Source organism: Streptomyces sp. NPDC005574 (genome assembly GCF_040605435.1).
Lineage (GTDB): Bacteria > Actinomycetota > Actinomycetes > Streptomycetales > Streptomycetaceae > Streptomyces.
Map to the genome: position 1 here is coordinate 1 of NZ_JBEXCW010000081.1, position 16,505 is coordinate 16,505.

The 16,505-nt window shown below is 72.9% G+C and carries 13 protein-coding genes; 5 read left to right on the forward strand and 8 right to left on the reverse strand.

Translation table 11 applies throughout. The annotated features are described in order from the left end of the window. Window positions 1-123 precede the first annotated feature (123 nt). The 3 genes from ABZT03_RS33645 to ABZT03_RS33655 all read right to left on the reverse strand — a co-directional run bounded on the left by ABZT03_RS33645 (window position 124) and on the right by ABZT03_RS33655 (window position 1,769). Window positions 124-459: a DUF3140 domain-containing protein gene (locus tag ABZT03_RS33645; RefSeq protein ID WP_356046496.1), complete on the reverse strand. Its 336-nt coding sequence runs from the start codon at window positions 457-459 to the stop codon at window positions 124-126. A 5-nt stretch (window positions 460-464) separates the two neighbouring features. Further along, a complete protein-coding gene (locus ABZT03_RS33650; protein WP_356046498.1) occupies window positions 465-695 on the reverse strand; it encodes a DUF2945 domain-containing protein in 231 nt (76 codons plus the stop codon). A 150-nt stretch (window positions 696-845) separates the two neighbouring features. Beyond that, on the reverse strand, window positions 846-1,769 hold the full coding sequence (locus ABZT03_RS33655; RefSeq protein WP_356046500.1) for an SDR family oxidoreductase: 924 nt from the start codon (window positions 1,767-1,769) through the stop codon (window positions 846-848). An 84-nt stretch (window positions 1,770-1,853) separates the two neighbouring features. Between ABZT03_RS33655 and ABZT03_RS33660 the strand changes: the two genes are divergently transcribed. After that, window positions 1,854-2,459: a TetR family transcriptional regulator gene (locus tag ABZT03_RS33660; protein WP_356046502.1), complete on the forward strand. Its 606-nt coding sequence runs from the start codon at window positions 1,854-1,856 to the stop codon at window positions 2,457-2,459. Here the strand turns inward: ABZT03_RS33660 and ABZT03_RS33665 are convergent. Beyond that, window positions 2,439-2,891 carry a hypothetical protein gene (locus tag ABZT03_RS33665; RefSeq protein WP_356046504.1) on the reverse strand — a complete coding sequence of 151 codons (453 nt, stop codon included), beginning with the start codon at window positions 2,889-2,891 and terminating at the stop codon, window positions 2,439-2,441. The genes ABZT03_RS33660 and ABZT03_RS33665 overlap by 21 nt on opposite strands. 110 nt (window positions 2,892-3,001) lie before the next feature. Next, window positions 3,002-3,970, reverse strand: coding sequence for a nitronate monooxygenase (locus ABZT03_RS33670; protein ID WP_356046506.1), 969 nt, complete (start codon window positions 3,968-3,970; stop codon window positions 3,002-3,004). Window positions 3,971-4,446: 476 nt separating this feature from the next. Here ABZT03_RS33670 and ABZT03_RS33675 point away from each other — a divergent pair, with 476 nt between their 5' ends. Then, window positions 4,447-7,095, forward strand: coding sequence for a YfhO family protein (locus ABZT03_RS33675; protein ID WP_356046545.1), 2,649 nt, complete (start codon window positions 4,447-4,449; stop codon window positions 7,093-7,095). Between the two features lie 186 nt (window positions 7,096-7,281). After that, window positions 7,282-8,334: a UDP-glucose 4-epimerase GalE gene (gene galE, locus ABZT03_RS33680; protein WP_356046508.1), complete on the forward strand. Its 1,053-nt coding sequence runs from the start codon at window positions 7,282-7,284 to the stop codon at window positions 8,332-8,334. 809 nt (window positions 8,335-9,143) lie between these two features. On the opposite strand, the gene ABZT03_RS33685 is transcribed toward galE, so the two are convergent. Then, a complete protein-coding gene (locus ABZT03_RS33685; protein ID WP_356046510.1) occupies window positions 9,144-9,383 on the reverse strand; it encodes a hypothetical protein in 240 nt (79 codons plus the stop codon). A 152-nt stretch (window positions 9,384-9,535) separates the two neighbouring features. Here ABZT03_RS33685 and ABZT03_RS33690 point away from each other — a divergent pair, with 152 nt between their 5' ends. Next, complete coding sequence (locus ABZT03_RS33690; RefSeq protein ID WP_356046512.1) at window positions 9,536-12,883, forward strand: aminotransferase class I/II-fold pyridoxal phosphate-dependent enzyme; 3,348 nt, start codon at window positions 9,536-9,538, stop codon at window positions 12,881-12,883. A gap of 28 nt (window positions 12,884-12,911) precedes the next feature. Beyond that, window positions 12,912-13,652 (forward strand): class I SAM-dependent methyltransferase, encoded by a 741-nt coding sequence (locus ABZT03_RS33695; protein ID WP_356046547.1) that lies wholly within the window; start codon window positions 12,912-12,914, stop codon window positions 13,650-13,652. On the opposite strand, the gene ABZT03_RS33700 is transcribed toward ABZT03_RS33695, so the two are convergent. Continuing rightward, window positions 13,576-15,414, reverse strand: a complete 1,839-nt coding sequence (locus ABZT03_RS33700; RefSeq protein ID WP_356046514.1) for a glycoside hydrolase family 15 protein — start codon at window positions 15,412-15,414, stop codon at window positions 13,576-13,578. The genes ABZT03_RS33695 and ABZT03_RS33700 overlap by 77 nt on opposite strands. A gap of 61 nt (window positions 15,415-15,475) precedes the next feature. Next, on the reverse strand, window positions 15,476-16,489 hold the full coding sequence (locus tag ABZT03_RS33705) for an NAD-dependent epimerase/dehydratase family protein (RefSeq protein ID WP_356046516.1): 1,014 nt from the start codon (window positions 16,487-16,489) through the stop codon (window positions 15,476-15,478). Window positions 16,490-16,505 lie beyond the last annotated feature (16 nt).

Consider the following 16,505-nt stretch of genomic DNA (forward strand, 5'->3'; position numbering starts at 1 on the left):
CGTCACCGTCCGGTCGGACGGTGACGGCACACGGCTGCCACTGCCCCGCCGGGTCACGGCGGGAGCGTCACGCTGCGGAGGCGACAGCGCCTCGGGTTCCTCGGAGGCGGCAGCGCCTCGGGTTCAGCTGTCGAGGGGGTCGTGACCCCAGTTCATCAGCGAGTGGCGCCAGCGGCTGTCCCGTACGTCGCCGGACGGGCGCTGCGCCAGGTGTCGGTGGACGTAGCCGACGACCTTTCTCATGTGCTCGTAGTCCTTGTCCGACAGGTCGCCCTTCCTGGTGCGCAGGATGTCGGCGATCCGTCGGCCCGAGGCGTGCCCGGTCGACTCGCTGCCCCCGTCGTGCTGTCCCGCGTCGCGGGACTCCTCGGTGCCGAGCCAGTCGTCGAGCTGGGACGGTGTCATGTTGACCACCTCGCGGAACTCTTCCCACGTCTGGTGCCTGGCGTCCGTTTCCACGGCGCCTACTTCTTCTTCTTGAGGGCCGAGGGCTTGTGGACCGCCGAGCGGCCGGACTTGTCGCTGCGCACCTCGTACTGCGGGTCGTCGGGCGAGGCGTCCACCGTCCGTCCGGAGGACTCGGTCCTCTTGGTGATCTTCCTTTCCACGGTGCCCTCCGTCTGGCTGCCGTGGCTGCTCCAGGTCACCTTGTCGCCCTTGCCGAGGTCCTTCTTCCGGTCGCCGCTCCCGGCCATGGCGGTCCTCCTTTCGACGAGCCCCCTTGTTTCACCTGCTGAGTGCCCCCGCATCGCACATCCCGAACCGATCACTGTCCGAAATCGACGGATATGTCGGCGGAGCGGCGGAGTGGCAGGGCGGCGGAGTGGCAGGGCGGCGCGGCGGGGTCAGGCCGTGGCCGTCGGGGTGTGGAAGTAGTGGCCCTCTTCGAGGTCCGCGAGGAGGCCGGGGTGGGTGGGTTCCCAGTCCAGCAGCTTGCGGGTGAGGGTGTTCGACGCGGAGAAGTCGTGGCCGAGGAAGGACCCCACCCAGCCGAAGTGCTCCTGCGCGGCCTCGCGGGCCACGGCGGTCACCGGCACGCCGAGGTGGCGGCCGATCACCTCGGCGACGTCGCGGATCGGGACCCCTTCCTCCGCGGTGCCGTGCAGGACGGATCCGGCCGGAGCCTTCTCGACCGCGAGGCGGAACAGCCGCGCCGCGTCGAAGCGGTGGACGGCGGGCCAGCGGCCGGCGTCCTCGCCGAGGTGGCCGGAGACGCCCTTGGCGCGGGCCACTGAGACGAGCAGGGCCATGAAACCGTTGTCCCCCTCGCCGTGGCAGGTCGGCGAGAGCCGGACCACGGAGGAGCGCACGCCGCGCGAGGCGAGGGCGAGGGTCGCGAGGGAGGTTGCCGCGCGGGTCGACACCGGTGAGCCGTCGATCGAGGGCATGTCCTCCTCGGTGGTCACCCGCCCGGGTGCGAGGCCGGCCAGGCCGGAGGCGAGGACGAAGGGCCGGTCGCTGCCGGCGAGGGTGTCGCCGAAGGTGTCGACGGCACGGCGGTCGGCGTCGGCCGCGCCCCGGAAGTCGCCGCTGAAGGCCATGTCGTGCTTGAAGGCGAGGTGGATCACGCCGTCGGACGCGTCGGCCGCGTCCCGCAGGACGTCGAGGTCGTCCACGGTGCCGCGCACGACCCCGACCCCGGCGGCGGTGAGCGCGGCGGCGGAGGCGTCGGAACGGGCGAGCCCGGTCACCTGGTGTCCCGCGTCGAGGAGTTCGGGAACGACGGCGGAGCCGAGCCAGCCGGAGGCGCCGGTCACGAAGATACGCATGGGAGATCCCCAACTGTTGATGTCAGTAACTGTCATCGACGGTAGCACCTGATGTCAGGGACTGTCATCACGTAGGATGCGCGCATGGGTAGATGGGAGCCGAACGCGCGCGGGCGCCTGGCCGAGGCGGCGCTGCAGCTCTACAGCGAGCGCGGGTTCGAGCAGACCACCGTGGCGGAGATCGCCCGACGGGCCGGGCTCACGGAACGGACCTTCTTCCGGCACTACGCCGACAAGCGCGAAGTCCTGTTCGGCTCGGGCGAGTTGCAGGAGTTGTTCGTGCAGGCGGTCGCCGGGGCCCCGGAGTCCGCGTCGCCGATCGACGCGATGGCGGTGGGCCTCGACGCGGTCTGCGAGATGTTCGCCGACCGGCACGCCCACGCGCGGAAGCGACAGGCCGTGATCACGGCGAACGCGGAACTCCGGGAGCGCGAGCTGATCAAGCTCGCCTCCGTCTCGGCCGCACTCGCCGACGCCCTGCGCCGGCGCGGTGTGGCGGAACCGGCCGCGAGCCTGACCGCGGAGGCGGGAGTCGCCGTCTTCAAGGTCGGTTTCGAACGCTGGATCGGCGCGGCCGAGGGGCGTCCCATGACGCAGCTGGTACGGGAGTCGCTGGCCGAGCTCAAGGCCGTCACGGCGGGCCATCAGGGGGCGCCCGCCGACGGCGGGTCACGCGGAGGCGACGCCTGAGCGTGCCGACCCGGTGGCCGAAAGGACCCGCGGGACGGCGGAGTTGGGGTCGAAGCCGGCGAAGGCCAGCCCGATGACGAAGCCCGCGACCTCCTCCAGCTGACGGACCCGGTCCAGGGACCCCAGTACGGCCGGCAGCCCGCCGACGTCACGCACCAGCTCGCTGACGACGTGCAGTGCCGTCGGGTCGTCGCCGCACATCGCCACCGTCACCGGCTCGCCGTCGGCGGGCGTGCTCAGCCACTGGTCGGCGGGGAACAGGTGGAACGCCTTGACGATGTGCGCCCCCGGAGCAATCTCGGCGATCCGCCGCGCGGTCGACCCGCCGTGCTCGGTGAGCAGCACGCCGACACCGTGTTCCACGGCGTTCGACGGATCGATCAGCGGTGTCCCCGCCAGCGTCCCGTCGGACGCCCCCGCCCCACAGCTCAAACCTGATCGTCAGGGAGACGCTCCAGTTGAACCTCGTGGTTCCTTCGACGCACGGCCGACGCGGTCGAGTGCCGGACATACATCGGATCAGCTCCGGCCGGTCGGTGACGTCAGTGTCCCCGTGCCCGGTCCAGTGCGGTTTCGGCCTGGGCGGCCAGGAGGGCGACCAGGGTGGCCGCGGGCGGCAGGTCCGCGACGAGGTCGACGGCCTCCCCGGCCCACCGCGGCAGGTCGGGGATCGAACCCGACGCCACGGCGTCCTGGTACGCCTGTCGGGCGGTTTCAGGGTCGGCCGCGAGTTCGGCCTCCCGGTCCCGCCACCTGTCGAGCAACGGGTGGCCGAGCGTGCGGGCGGAGTACCGCGCCGGCCACTTCGAACCGCGGGCGATGTCCAGCACCCTGCCGCGTTCCGTGTCCTCGCCGCGCCCAGCGATGATCGCTCGGGCGGTCGCGGCGGAGACCAACGCCTCGGACGTGGCCTGGAAACGCGTGCCGAGCAGAGCGCCCGCCGCGCCCAGGGCCAGGGCGGCCGCCACCCCGCGGCCGTCGCCGATGCCGCCCGCCGCCAGGACCGGCACCGGCGTGGCGAGATCCACCACGACAGGTACGAACGGCAGCGTGGACCGCCCGTGGAGCGCTCCGTGCCCGCCGGCCTCGGTGCCCTGCGCCACGATCACATCCGCGCCCAGATCGACCGCCCGCCGGGCCTCCTCCAGGTCGGTGACCTGGACGATCAGTGCCGCGCCTGAGTCGCGCACCCGTTCCGCGAACGGACCGGGATCACCGAAGGACAGCATCACCGCCGCCGGGTCATGCTCCAGCGCCCGCGCCAGTACGCCGTCGTCGATGGCCCACGCCAGGAAACCGACGCCCCACGGCTGGCCGGCGCCTTCGTCGGCCAGCACGGAAAGTTCCCGGGCCAGCCACTCCTGGTCGCCGCCCCCGCCGCCCAGCAGTCCCAGGCCGCCGCCGCGGGAGACGGCCGCCGTCAGGGCGCCCCCGGCGGACCCGCCCATCGGCGCCAGGGCGATCGGATGCTCCACACCGAACAGTTCCGTGAACGCCGTCGACAGTCCCACACCACCATCCTCGCCCACCGGCCCTGCCGCCGGAGGGCGTTCGGCGGACTGGCGGGCCGACGGACACGTCATCCGCTATTCATGTGAGGGACGGCTCATATTCATTCCGCATTCCCTTAGCCCTTTTCCTCCCGTTCCGGCTCCTTCTCCAATTCCCGTTCCATGGCGCTGAATTACGATGTCGCTTTCCCGAGTCGCACAACCATGCGGTGGGTTTCCCCGTCTCATTCGGCGAATTGACGGTGGATGTGGGGGGCTGCTGTGCCTGGTTGGTTCGATCCGCGCTGTGACGCGTCTCGGTTCCGTCCGCGTCCCGGGGGTATCGCGTGAACTCCGGAGGCGGGCAGGGGCCGGGACGCGCGACGATCACCAGTGGCGGGCGGATCTCGACCCTCCGTGGGGAGCGGTCCGCCGGCCGGAAGGACCGCCCGGACGATCATCCGAACGACCGGCCCGCACCGCTGCTTCAGCGGTTACTGCGTCCGTCCGGGCCCCGGCGGGCCGCCGCCCTTCTCGCGGCGGCCCTCACCGTCACGGTGTTGTGCGCGGCCAGTGCCGTCGCCCGGAGTTACCCCTTCGGGCCGCGCACCCGCAGCGTCAACGACCTGGGCAACCAGTACCTCCCTTTCCACGCCCACCTGTGGGACCTGCTGCACGGACGGGCCGACGGCGGTCTCCTCGTCAACTGGCAGTCGGGATTCGGCACCAGTTTCCTGCCCGACTTCGGTACCTATCTCAGCAGTCCGTTCGCCCTGCTCGTGGGCGTGTTCCCGCGGGACGGGATCGACCTCGCCGTCTATGTGATCACGTTGGCGAAGTCCGCCTGCGCGGGCGCGGTGATGGCCCTGCTGCTGCTCGCCCTGCGGCCGGGCCGCTGGTGGGCGGCGGGACTGCTGGGCGCCTCGTACGCCCTGTGCGGCTGGAGCGTGGCCGACGCGGCGTACAACCCGATGTGGCTCGACGGGCTGATCGCGCTGCCGCTGCTGTGCCTGGTCGGCGAGTGGACGCTCCGTGACCGGCGCCGCGTCCTGAGTGTGCTGGTGGTGGCGCTGGCCTGGATCGCGAACTTCTACACCGCGTACATGGCCACCCTCGCCGCCTGTCTGGTGCTGGCGCTGCGGCTGCTCCTCGCGGACCTGCCACGCCGTCGGAAGCTGGCGGCGGCGGTCCGTGCCGCTGTGCGGTTCGGCCTCGGGGTGGGCCTGGCGGCGCCGCTCGTGACGGTGGTCTACTTCGGCACCCGGCACGCCTCGCCGGGCCGGTTCACCCACTTCGCCCCCGTATCGGGGGAGGACGTTCTGGCCCGGCTGCTGCCGGCGACGTACAGCTTCGGATCGCCCGCCGTGTTCGTGGGCACCACGGCCCTGCTGCTCGCTCTCGCCCTCCCGTTCCACCGTGCGGCGCCGCGCGGGGTCCGGGCCGGCTGGACGCTGCTGCCGGTCGCCGTGACCGTGTCGATGCAGTGGGAGCCGACCCATCTGGCCTGGCACGCCTTCACCACCCCGCAGGGCAGCTCCTACCGTGAGGCGTTCGTGGTGTGCGCGCTGCTGGTCATCGCCGCCTGGCACGCGCTGTCGTACGGCCCACCGGACCGGCGCGCGCTGGGTGCGGCGAGCGCGCTGCTCGTGCTGCTCGCCGCGGTCGCGAGTCGCAGCGGCCTGGTGCGGTCGTTCGTGTGGCCGGTGCTGCTGGCCGGCGCCCTGGCCGCGCTGGCCGGCCTGGTCCTGCTCGGCCGTACGGCCGGCTGTCGGGCACACAGCGGTCGGGCACACAGCGGTCGGGCGGACGGCGATCAGTCGGACAAGGGTCGGTCGGACGGCGGTCGGCCTCGGACGCTGCTGGTGGCATGCGCGGCGGCGCTGCTCGTCGCCGCCCAGTTCGGCGAGGCGACCGCCACCTCGGCCGTGGCCGCCCGGCTGCGGCTGGTGAGCATGGACGACTACGCGCCCTGGGGCGCCCGCCAGGAGAGTCAGCGGGCGGCGGCCTCGCAGGCCGACGGCTGGCCCCGGTACCGCACCGACCCGGGCCGCGAGCAGACCGTCGGCAACGACCCGATGATGGTGGGCGGCCAGGGCGCCCAGTACTACAGCAGTCACACCTCCGCCGTCCTCAGCAGCACGCTCACCGCGCTGGGAGGCGGCTGGACCTCGGGCGGCCGCAGCCTGCAGAGCCTGGACAACGCGGTCACGGACGTCGTCTTCTCGGTCGGGGCCCGGGTGCACTCCCCGCCCGACCCGCACCAGAACTGGTTCCCCCAGGACGGCAGCGGGGTGACGGTCTCCCGCCTGCGGGTCCCGCCCCTGGTCACGGTGCGGCCGTCCGGCGCCGCCGCCCGCGCGGACTTCGGGGTGTCGCCGTACCGCAACCAGGAACTGCTGCTGGGCAGCCGGGTCTACACGGTGCCCCGCCTCACGGTGCGCACCGGCGACGGGAAGCCGGCGGGCCCTGCGAGGAGATGGGGTCCGGGACGGCGGCTGGACGCGCTGCCCGCCGGGGCCGCCGCCCGCATGCCGACGATCAGCGCGCGCTGCCCGGCCGGCAGTGAGGTCTACCTGTGGGCTCCGCACTTCGCGGGGACCGCTCGGCTCAGCGGCTCCGCCGCGCGCGGCCTGACCGGACGGTTCAGGTCGGACCCCCTCACCAAGATCGCCGCGATGCAGCGGCTCGGCACCGTGGCGGACTCCGGGCGCCTGCGGGTCGAACTCTTCCCGAACGTGCCCGGCGTCGTTCCCGACGGCGCGGTCGGCTGCCTGGACACCGGCCGGCTGCGGGACGTCACCGCACGGCTGACGGCGACCGGTGCCACCGACGTGAGCGTCTCGGACGGCACGGTCCGCGCACACCTCCCGGCCGGCAGCACCGGTGTCGCGGTCCTCGCGGCGCCCCGGATCGCCGGCTGGCGCTGCGCCGCGGGGGACGCCTCCGCCGTACCCGCCGGAAGCTTCCACGGACTGGTCGCCGTGCCCCTCGACGGCTCCGCCACCAGTCTCACCTGCACGTTCCGTCCGCCGGGGCTGCGTCTCGGGTTGGCGACAGGGGCCGTCTCCCTGCTCGGCCTGTGTCTGTCGGCCGCCGCCCCCGCCGTCCGCCGGCGGCTGCGAGCGCCCCTGCGGGTGGTCGCCTGAACAGGAGGTGGCCGGGGGGCACGCGGGTCGACCGGCGGATCTCGTCCGGTCCGTTGGCCCGAGGCCCTTGACGGACGGAACCAAGGGGCGCAAAGTCGTACATATACGCCGTAAGGATACGACGTCCGGGGCGCGCGTCGCGGTGACTCCGCGGATGCGGCCGGCCGGCACACACGGGAGCGGGCCATGAGTGCACCGTCGACCGTCCTCGTCACCGGCGGGGCCGGCTTCATCGGCAGCCACGCCTGCGTCGAACTCCTCGACCACGGATACGAGTTGATCGTGGTCGACGACTATTCGAACAGCACGCCGCAGGCGCTGGCCCGCGTGGAACGGATCGCGGGCCGATTCGCCGGCGCCCTCTACGAACTCGACATCCGCGACCGCCGCTCCCTCTCCGCCGTGTTCGACCGGCACCCGGTGGACGCCGTCATGCACTTCGCGGCGTTCAAGAGCGTGAGCGCGTCGGTGCGGCAGCCCGTGGAGTACTACGACGCCAACGTCGGCGGCACCACCGCCCTGCTGCGGGTCATGCAGGAGCACGAAGTGCACCGCCTCGTGTACTCCTCGTCCTGCTCCGTCTACGGCGACGCCGGCCCCGGCGCGCTGGAGGAGTCCACCCCCGCCCGGCCCACCAATCCGTACGCGGCCTCCAAGTGGGCCTGCGAGCAGCTCCTGGCCGACGTGTGCCGCCGCCGCCCCGAGTACACCGTGCTGTGCCTGCGCTACTTCAACCCCGTCGGGGCCCATCCGAGCGGACTGCTCGGCGAGGACCCGCGCGGCACACCGGACAACCTCCTGCCGTACGTGGCCCAGGTGGCCGTGGGCCGACGCGACCGGCTGCGGGTCTTCGGCACCGACTACCCCACGCGGGACGGGACCGCGATCCGCGACTACATCCACGTCATGGACCTGGTGGAGGCACACCGTCTGGCGCTCGACCACCTCACCGACGCGCCGGGCATGACCGTCTACAACCTCGGGGTCGGCAAGGGCAGTTCGGTACTCGACGTGATCGACGCGTTCTCCGCCGCCTGCGGCACGCGCATTCCCTACGAGATCGCGCCCCGCCGGCCGGGCGACGTGGCGGAGCTGGTCGCGGACGCCCGCGCCGTCGCCCGCGCCTGGGGATGGCGGCCCACCCGGGACCTCGACACGATGTGCCGGGACGCCTGGCGCTTCCAGCGGCTCAACCCGCACGGCTACGCCGACTCGGCGCGGCGCACCCAGGCCGACTGACGAGGACGGGCCACCCCCGCCGAGATGCGGGCACACCGGCCACGTGCCTACGATCGTCGAAGACAGCCCAGGTTGACGCGGGCTCCGGACCCGGTGTCGTCCGACTCGGGGAGGCGCTTGCCCTTGTTGCCGGCCCGCCGTCTGACGGTGGCCTACCTCGTGCTCGTCGCAGCCGCCACCTGTCTCTACATGACCCTCCCCGTGCTGCGCGCGCCGCTGTGGGCGGTCATCGGGCTCGCGGGCGCCGCGGCCGTCGTCACCGGGGCCTACGTCCACCGGCCCGCCCACCGCTGGCCCTGGCTGGTGCTCGCCGCCGGGCTGCTGGCCTTCGCCGCCGGCGACACGTACTACAACGTGCAGGAGCAGTACTTCCAGGCGTCCAACCCCTTTCCCTCCCCGTCCGACGCCTGCTACCTGCTCGTCTACCCGCTGTTCGCCGCGGGGCTGTCCGGCCTGGTCCGCTACCGCTGGACCGACCGTGACCTGCCCAGTCTGCTGGACGCGCTGATCATCACGGCGGGGCTGGCGCTGCCGGTCTGGGTCTACCTCGTGCAGCCGCTGACCACCCTGGAGGGCCTGACCTGGGAGCAGCGCGCGATCAGCATCGCCTATCCGCTGGGTGACGTGCTGGTGCTGGCGCTGCTGGTGCGTCTGCTCGCCCCGAGCCCCGTCTCCGGCCGCAACCGGGCCGTCCAGCTCCTCGTCGTGGGCACCCTCACCCTGCTGCTGTTCGACATCGCCTACGGCATGCTCCAGCTGAACGGGACATGGCAGGCGGGCACGCTGCTGGACTCCGGCTGGATCGTCTTCTACACGGCCTGGGGGCTGGCCGCGCTGCACCCCTCCATGGCGGAACTCACCTCGCCGCAGCCCCAGCCGCAGACGCTGCTGCTGCCCTGGCGCCGGCTCGCGCTGCTCACCGCGGCCCTGCTGATCGCACCCGCGGTCCAGCTCTTCGAGGAACGGCTCGGGGGAGTCCGTGACGCGACGGTGCTGGCCGTGTTCTCCAGCGTCCTGCTGCTGCTGGTGATCGTGCGCCTGGCGGGCATGCTGGTCGCCCACCGCAAGGCGGTGGCGCGGGAGCTGGCCCTGCGGGGGGGCGACCGCCTCCCTGGTCGCCGCCGGCGGGACGTGGGAGATCGGCCGCGCCTGCGACCGGGCCGTCCACCTCCTGTTCGGACCGAAGATCCACCACGCGGTCGTGATCCTGCCCGCACAGCAGGCTCAGGCCCTCTACGCGAGTCTGGCACGGACGCACGCGGCGCGGCAGGCCACGAGAACGGGCGCCGCGACGCCGGCGGACGCCTTCGTCGACCACCGCACCCTGATGGTGCCCGTCACGGAGCTGCCGCCCCGGGTCGCCGCACGCCTCGGCGACCTGCCGAGCGCCCTGGTGTGCCCGATGGTGGGCCCCGACCGCCCGGCCGGCGGAGGGCTCCCGGGCGTGCTGCTGGCCGCCGGCCCCGAGCGGCAGCTCGCCGAGATGCGCGGCTCGCTGGAGATCCTGGCCTCGCACGCGGGGATGGCGGCGGACCGTGTCGGGCTGCGGCAGGAGATCTCCCGCAAGGAGAGCGAGGCGTACTTCCGCACGCTGGTGCGCAACGCCTCGGACGTCATCCTCATCGTCAACGACGACACCACCGTCCGCTACGCCAGTCCCTCCGCGCAGGCCGTGTTCGGCACCACCGAGCTGACCGGTACCGCCCTGCGCGACCTGGTGGACCCCCAGGACCGCGACCGGGTGCACCGCACGCTGACGGTGCTGCTCAGCGCCGGACACAAGGAGGCCCACGACCACTGGTGGGTGGTCCGCGACACCGGCCGGATCGAGGTGGAGGTGCGCTGCCGCGACCTGCGCCAGGACCGGACCGTGGGCGGGCTGGTCGTCACCCTGCGGGACGTGACCGAACAGCGGCAGCTGGAGCACGAGCTGACCCAGCGCGCCTTCCACGACCCCCTGACCGGGCTGCCCAACCGGACCCTGCTGCTGGAGCGCACCGAGCGGGCCCTGCTGCGTGGGCGCCGCGAGTCGTCGCTGACCTGTCTGCTCTTCATCGACCTGGACGACTTCAAGGTCGTCAACGACACGCTGGGGCACTCGGTGGGCGACCAGCTCCTGGGCGCGGTCTCGGAGCGGCTGACCGGGGCGCTGCGGCGCAGCGACACCGCGGCCCGGCTGGGCGGCGACGAGTTCGCGGTGCTGATGGAGGACGCCAGGCAGCCCCTCGACGCCGAGCTGCTGGCCGCCCAGGTGATCCAGACGCTCAGTCATCCCTTCCAGCTGTCCGAAGGCTCGGTCAGCGTCTGCGCCAGCGTGGGGGTGGCCACCGCCAGGGACAGTACGGACGCCGAGGAGCTGCTGGCCCTGGCCGACCTCGCCCTGTACGCGGCCAAGGCGGCCGGCAAACGCCAGTGGTGCCGCTTCCGGCCGCAGCTGCGGGTACGCATGACGCAGCGGCAGGACCTCCAGGCGCGGCTGGACCGGGCGATCGCCCGGCAGGAGTTCGCGCTGCGCTACCAGCCGGTCGTGGACATCGCCGACGGCGAGGTCGTCGGCTTCGAGGCGCTGGCCCGCTGGACGAGCGGCCGGCACGGCCAGGTCCCGCCCGAGCAGTTCATCCCGCTCGCCGAGGAGACCGGGCTCATCGCCTCACTGGGCGCCTGGGTGCTGCGCAACGCGGTGGCCGACATGGCCCGGCTGCAGGCCCGGACGCGCCGGCCGTCGACGCCGTACGTCAGTGTCAACGTGTCCGGCCGCCAGTGGCAGGAGGGCGCGTTCCTGGACGAGGTGCGCGAGGCGCTCCGGACTCCGGGCCTGGTGTCCGGCTCGCTGCAACTGGAGCTGACCGAGTCGGTGCTCATGCAACGCGACCACCATATCGACGCGCTGGTGCGGTCGTTGAAGAACATGGGCGTGCGGATCGCGGTGGACGATTTCGGGACCGGTTTCTCCTCGCTCCGCTATCTGCGGGACTTCCCCATCGACGTACTGAAGATCGACAAGTCGTTCATCGACGACATCCCCAAGAATCCCCGGCAGGTCGCCCTCGTCGAGGGCATCGTCCGCATGGCCGACACGCTCGGTCTGCAGGTCATCGCGGAGGGCATCGAGGATCAGCGCCAGCGGGAGACGCTGGCCACCATGGGCTGCGGCTTCGGACAGGGATTCCTGTTCGCCCCGCCCATGACCGTGGAGCAGGGCGAGGCCGTCCTGCGCCGGAGCAACGGTGTCCGGTTACCGGCCGCGGACGACCCCGCGCCCTCTGCCATCCCGGCGCCAGACAGGGAGCACATCGTCATGCGTCACGCCACAACCGATCCGCCCGGCGTCCGGCGTGATCCGCGCTGGGCCGACCTCGACCACCTGCGGCGCACCAGCGCCATGAGCGACGCGGTCCTGGACGAGGTGCGCGGCCGGCACATACGCTGCGGGGACCACTGGCTGATCGACTTCGCCTCCTGCAACTACCTGGGTTTCGACTGGGATCCGGAGATCATCGACGCCATCGAGCCCGCGGTCCGCCGCTGGGGCACCCACCCCAGCTGGTCCCGGCTGCTGGGCAGTCCGCGCCTGTACCCGGAGATCGAGGAACGGCTGTCGGAGCTGCTCGCGTCCCCGGACACGCTGCTGCTGCCCACCGCGACCCTGATCCACGCCTCGGTGATCCCGATCCTCGCGGGCGGTGGCCACGTCTTCGTCGAGGCCACCGCCCACCGGACGGTGTACGACGGCTGCGTCGCGGCCCGCGGCCAGGGCGCGACGCTGTGCCGCTTCCACTCCGACGCCCCCGACGAACTCGACGCCCTGCTGCGCGCCGTGCCCTCCCGCGAGCCCCGGCTGGTCTGCCTCGACGGCGTCGACAGCATGAGCGGGAACGTCCCCGACCTGCCCCGGCTGGCCGCGATCTGCCGTGAGCGGGGAGCGACCCTCTACATCGACGACACACACGGCTTCGGTGTCATCGGGGAGCGCACACCGGCCGAGCCCTGCCCGTACGGCTCCCGTGGCAACGGCGTGGTGCGGCACACCGGCGAGGAGTACGACAACATCGTGCTCGTCGGCGGTTTCTCCAAGGCGTACTCGTCGTTGCTGGCGTTCATCGCGCTGCCGCCCCCGCTCAAGGACCATCTCAAGGTCGCCGCGGGACCGTACCTCTACTCCGGTCCCTCGCCGACGGCCTCGCTCGCCACGACGCTGGCCGGCCTGGAGGTCAACGACCGGCGGGGGGACGCGATCCGGGCCGATCTGCACCGCAAGACGGGGCGGGTGCTCGACCACGTCCGCGGGCTCGGCCTCCAGACGCCGGGGGTGTGCGAGCTGCCGATCGTGGAGCTGCCCCTCGCCGACGCCGCCGACCTGGACGCGGTCGCCGCGTTCCTGTGGGACCGGGGAATCTACGTGACCCTCGCCGCCTATCCTCTCGTGCCCCGCGACCGGGTCGGTTTCCGGGTGCAGTTGACGGCCCTCAACTCCGACGAGGACATCGACCGGCTCAACGAGGCGCTGACCGCGCTGAGCGAGCGCTTCCCCCTGCAGTCCGGGAGGTGACGGCGGGGTGTCCGAGCCCGACGCCGCCATGCCGGCGCCGACCCGCAACGACGACGTGGACTGGGACGGCTGGCCGGTTCAGGACTACCTCGCCGAGAACTACCGCGAGCTGCACCAGGCCGACGCGGCGGTCATCGCCCACCACGCCGCCTTCTACCGCACCCTGCCGCCCGGCGGAGTCGAGCGGTCGCTGGAGTTCGGCGCCGGGCCCAACCTGTACCCGCTGATGCTGGCGGCCGGCGCCAGCCGACGCATCGACGCGGTGGAGGAGGGTGCCGCCAACGTCGCTTATCTGCGACGGCAGTTGAGTGAGGGCCCGGACGCGAGCTGGCAGCCGTTCTACGCCCTGTGCCGGCGGCTCGACCCGCAGCTGCCGCCCACCCCGGAGGACGCGCTGGCCCGGGTGCGGATCATTCACGGCGACGTGCGGTCCGTCCCACTGGGCGGCTACGGGCTCGCGTCGATGCACTTCGTGGCCGAGGGCGCGACGGAGGACTTCGAGGAGTTCACCGAGTTCTGCGCCCGGTTCGCCCGGTCCGTCGTACCGGGCGGCCATCTGGTGGCGGCGTTCATGGAGAACATGCCGACCTACCGCATCGGGGCCGCCTCCGTGTGGCCGGGCTGCCCGGTGAACACCGACATCGTCACCGAGGTGTTCGCGCCGCTGACCGGAGAACTGGAGGTGACCCGCATCAACGCCGACCCGACGCTGCCGGACTACGGGGACTCGGGGATGGTCCTGCTGCGAGGGCGAACGCCGTCTCGATGAGGGCGATGTGGCTGAACGCCTCCGGGGCGTTGCCCAGTTGACGGCCGGTGCGCGGGTCCCACTGCTCCGACAGCAGCCCCACGTCGTTGCGGACGCCGAGCACCCGCTCGAACGCCTCCCGGCCGGCCGCGGCGCGGCCCGTCGTGGTGAGGGCCTGCGCGTACCACAGGGAGCAGGCGAGGAACGTGCCCTCCCGGCCGGGCATGCCGTCCACGTCGTGCATGCCCCGGCCGCCCCGCGCGTACCGCCGTACGAATCCGTCCTCCTCCAGGCCCCGCATCGCCCGGACGGTGCCGCGGACTCTGGGGTCGCGGGCGGGCAGGAAGCCGAGCCGGGGGATGAGCAGCGCCGAGGCGTCCAGCGCGGTGGAGCCGTACGACTGGACGAAGGCACCCTGCCCGGCGTCCCAGCCCTCCTCGCAGACCTGTCGGTGCACCTCCGCCCGCATGGCGCGCCACTGGTCGCCGGAGCCGGTGCGGCCGAGCAACCCGCCCAGCCGCAGGGCCCGGTCGGCGGCCACCCACGCCATCACCTTGGAGTGCACGAACTGGCGGCGCGGCCCGCGTACCTGCCACAGCCCCTGGTCCGGCTCCCGCCAGTGCCGGCGCAGGAAGCCCATGAGCGCCTCGACCAGGCTCCACACGTGGGCGGGCATGGGGATGCCGGCCCGGGCCGAGCGGTAGAGCGTGTCCAGGACCTCGCCGTAGACGTCCAGCTGGAACTGGCCGACGGCGGAGTTGCCGAAGCGGACCGGACGCGAGTCCTGGTAGCCGGGCAGCCAGGGCGCCTCGGACTCGGGCAGCAGCCGCTGGCCGCCGACCCCGTAGACGGTCTGCAGGTCGGCGGGGTCGCCCGCGACGGCCCGCACCAGCCAGTCCAGCCAGGCCGTTGCCTCCTCGTGGTAGCCGCTGCGCAGCAGACAGGACAGGGTGAGGGTGGAGTCGCGCAGCCAGCAGTAGCGGTGGTCCCAGTTCCGCTCGCCGCCCACGCAGCCCGGCAGCGAGGTGGTCGGCGCGGCGACCATGCCGCCGGTGGGCGCGTAGGTGAGCGCCTTGAGGGTGATGAGCGAGCGCACCACGGCGTCGCGCCAGGGGCCCTGGTAGTGGCAGCGGCCGGCCCAGCTTCGCCAGTAGTCGCCGGTCTCCTTCAGCACCGTCTCCGCGGGCACGGTGAGGGCCGCGGGCGGGGCCGGCCGGTGGGAGGGCGCCCACACCAGCGTCAGGGCGTGCCGCTGTCCGGCCGAGACGGTGAAGTCGGCCGTGGAGCCGTCCTCGCCGGCCGGCCGCCCGGGGAGGTCGTCGCCCAGCCACACGGCGTCGGGGCCCGCGACCGCGACCGTGAACCGGTCGGTGGTCCGCACCCAGGGCACGACGCGCCCCTGGTGGAAGCGCAGGCGCAGTTCGCTGCGCATCGGCACGGACCCCGACAGGCCCTCGACCACCCTGACCAGACAGGGCAGTTGGGCGCGCGGCGGCATGAAGTCGGTGACCCGGACGGTGCCCGTGCCGGTCTCCCACACGGAGTCGAGGACGAGGGTGTCGGGCCGGTAGGCGCGGCGGGTGCACGGGCCGCGGGCCAGCGGAGCCACCCGCCAGAAGCCGTTCTCCCGGGTGCCGAGCAGCGCGGCCAGACAGGCGGGTGAGTCGAAGCGGGGCAGGCACAGCCAGTCGACGGAACCGTCCCGTCCGACCATGGCGGCGGTCTCCAGGTCGCTGAGGAGCGCGTAGTCCTCGATGGCGGGCTGTGCTGCCGGACCGGTCATGGCCGACGTCCTCCCTTCCCCCCTGTCGCGGGCTCTTCGTCACGGGCGGCGGTGTGCCGGGTCACGACGGGAGCGGCCCCCGGCCGCCGTCACCGGAGGTGGCCGCCGGCTGCGTCACGGGCCGTTCCGGGGGGTGCACGGAGGTCGCCGGCTGTGTCGCGAACCAGGCGACGGTGCGGCGCAGCCCTTCCTCCAGCGGCACCCTCGGACGCCAGCCGAGTTCCTCGCGGGCCCGGGCCAGGGCGGGGCGCCGTCGGGTCGGGTCGTCGACGGGCAGCGGCAGGAAGCGCAGGGGGCCGGCGGAACCGGTGAGGCGCAGCACCAGTTCGGCGAGTTCCCGCACGGTCCGCTCCTCGGAGTTGCCGAGGTTGTAGGGGCCCGGCAGCGAGGTGTCCAGGAGGGCGAGCAGGCCGCGGATCAGGTCGTCGACGTAGCAGAGACTGCGGGTCTGGCCGCCGTCGCCGAAGACGGTCAGCGGTTCCTTGTCCAGCGCCTGGCGGACGAAGGTCGACACCACCCTGCCGTCGTGCGCGCGCATCCGGGGCCCGTAGGTGTTGAAGATCCTCGCGATGCCGGTGTCGGCGTCCCTGCTGCGGCGGTACGCCATGGTGAGGGCCTCGGCGAAGCGCTTGGACTCGTCGTAGACACTGCGCGGCCCGATCGGGTTGACGTTGCCCCAGTACTCCTCGTCCTGCGGGTGTTCCGTCGGGTCGCCGTAGACCTCGCTGGTGGACGCCAGCACGAAACGCGCGTGGTGTTCGGCCGCCAGCCGCAGCAGGTTCTCCGTGCCCCGGCTGCCCGCGGCGAGCGTCTCCAGGGGGCGGCGGGCGTAGTCGAACGGCGAGGCGGGGCTGGCGAGATGGACGACGGCGTCGACGGGGCCGGAGACCCGGAACCGGTCGGTGACGTCACACGTCGTGCACTCGAAGCCGGGCTCGTGCATGAGGTGGGCGATGTTCGAGGCACGGCCCGAGGAGAAGTCGTCCAGGCAGCGGACGCTGTCGCCCCGGCGCAGCAGCGCCTCGCACAGGTGCGACCCGAGGAAGCCGCTTCCGCCGGACACCACGACACGCATGGTTCCTCCCCGCCGT

Coding starts and splice junctions, on each gene's coding strand:
- ABZT03_RS33700 (WP_356046514.1), bottom strand. CDS start 15,414: ATGACCGGTCCGGCAGCACAGCCCGCCATCGAGGACTACGCGCTCCTC.
- ABZT03_RS33705 (WP_356046516.1), bottom strand. CDS start 16,489: ATGCGTGTCGTGGTGTCCGGCGGAAGCGGCTTCCTCGGGTCGCACCTG.
- galE (WP_356046508.1), top strand. CDS start 7,282: ATGAGTGCACCGTCGACCGTCCTCGTCACCGGCGGGGCCGGCTTCATC.
- ABZT03_RS33650 (WP_356046498.1), bottom strand. CDS start 695: ATGGCCGGGAGCGGCGACCGGAAGAAGGACCTCGGCAAGGGCGACAAG.
- ABZT03_RS33660 (WP_356046502.1), top strand. CDS start 1,854: ATGGGTAGATGGGAGCCGAACGCGCGCGGGCGCCTGGCCGAGGCGGCG.
- ABZT03_RS33655 (WP_356046500.1), bottom strand. CDS start 1,769: ATGCGTATCTTCGTGACCGGCGCCTCCGGCTGGCTCGGCTCCGCCGTC.
- ABZT03_RS33695 (WP_356046547.1), top strand. CDS start 12,912: ATGCCGGCGCCGACCCGCAACGACGACGTGGACTGGGACGGCTGGCCG.
- ABZT03_RS33685 (WP_356046510.1), bottom strand. CDS start 9,383: ATGCCCGCCAGGCGCACGATCACCAGCAGCAGCAGGACGCTGGAGAAC.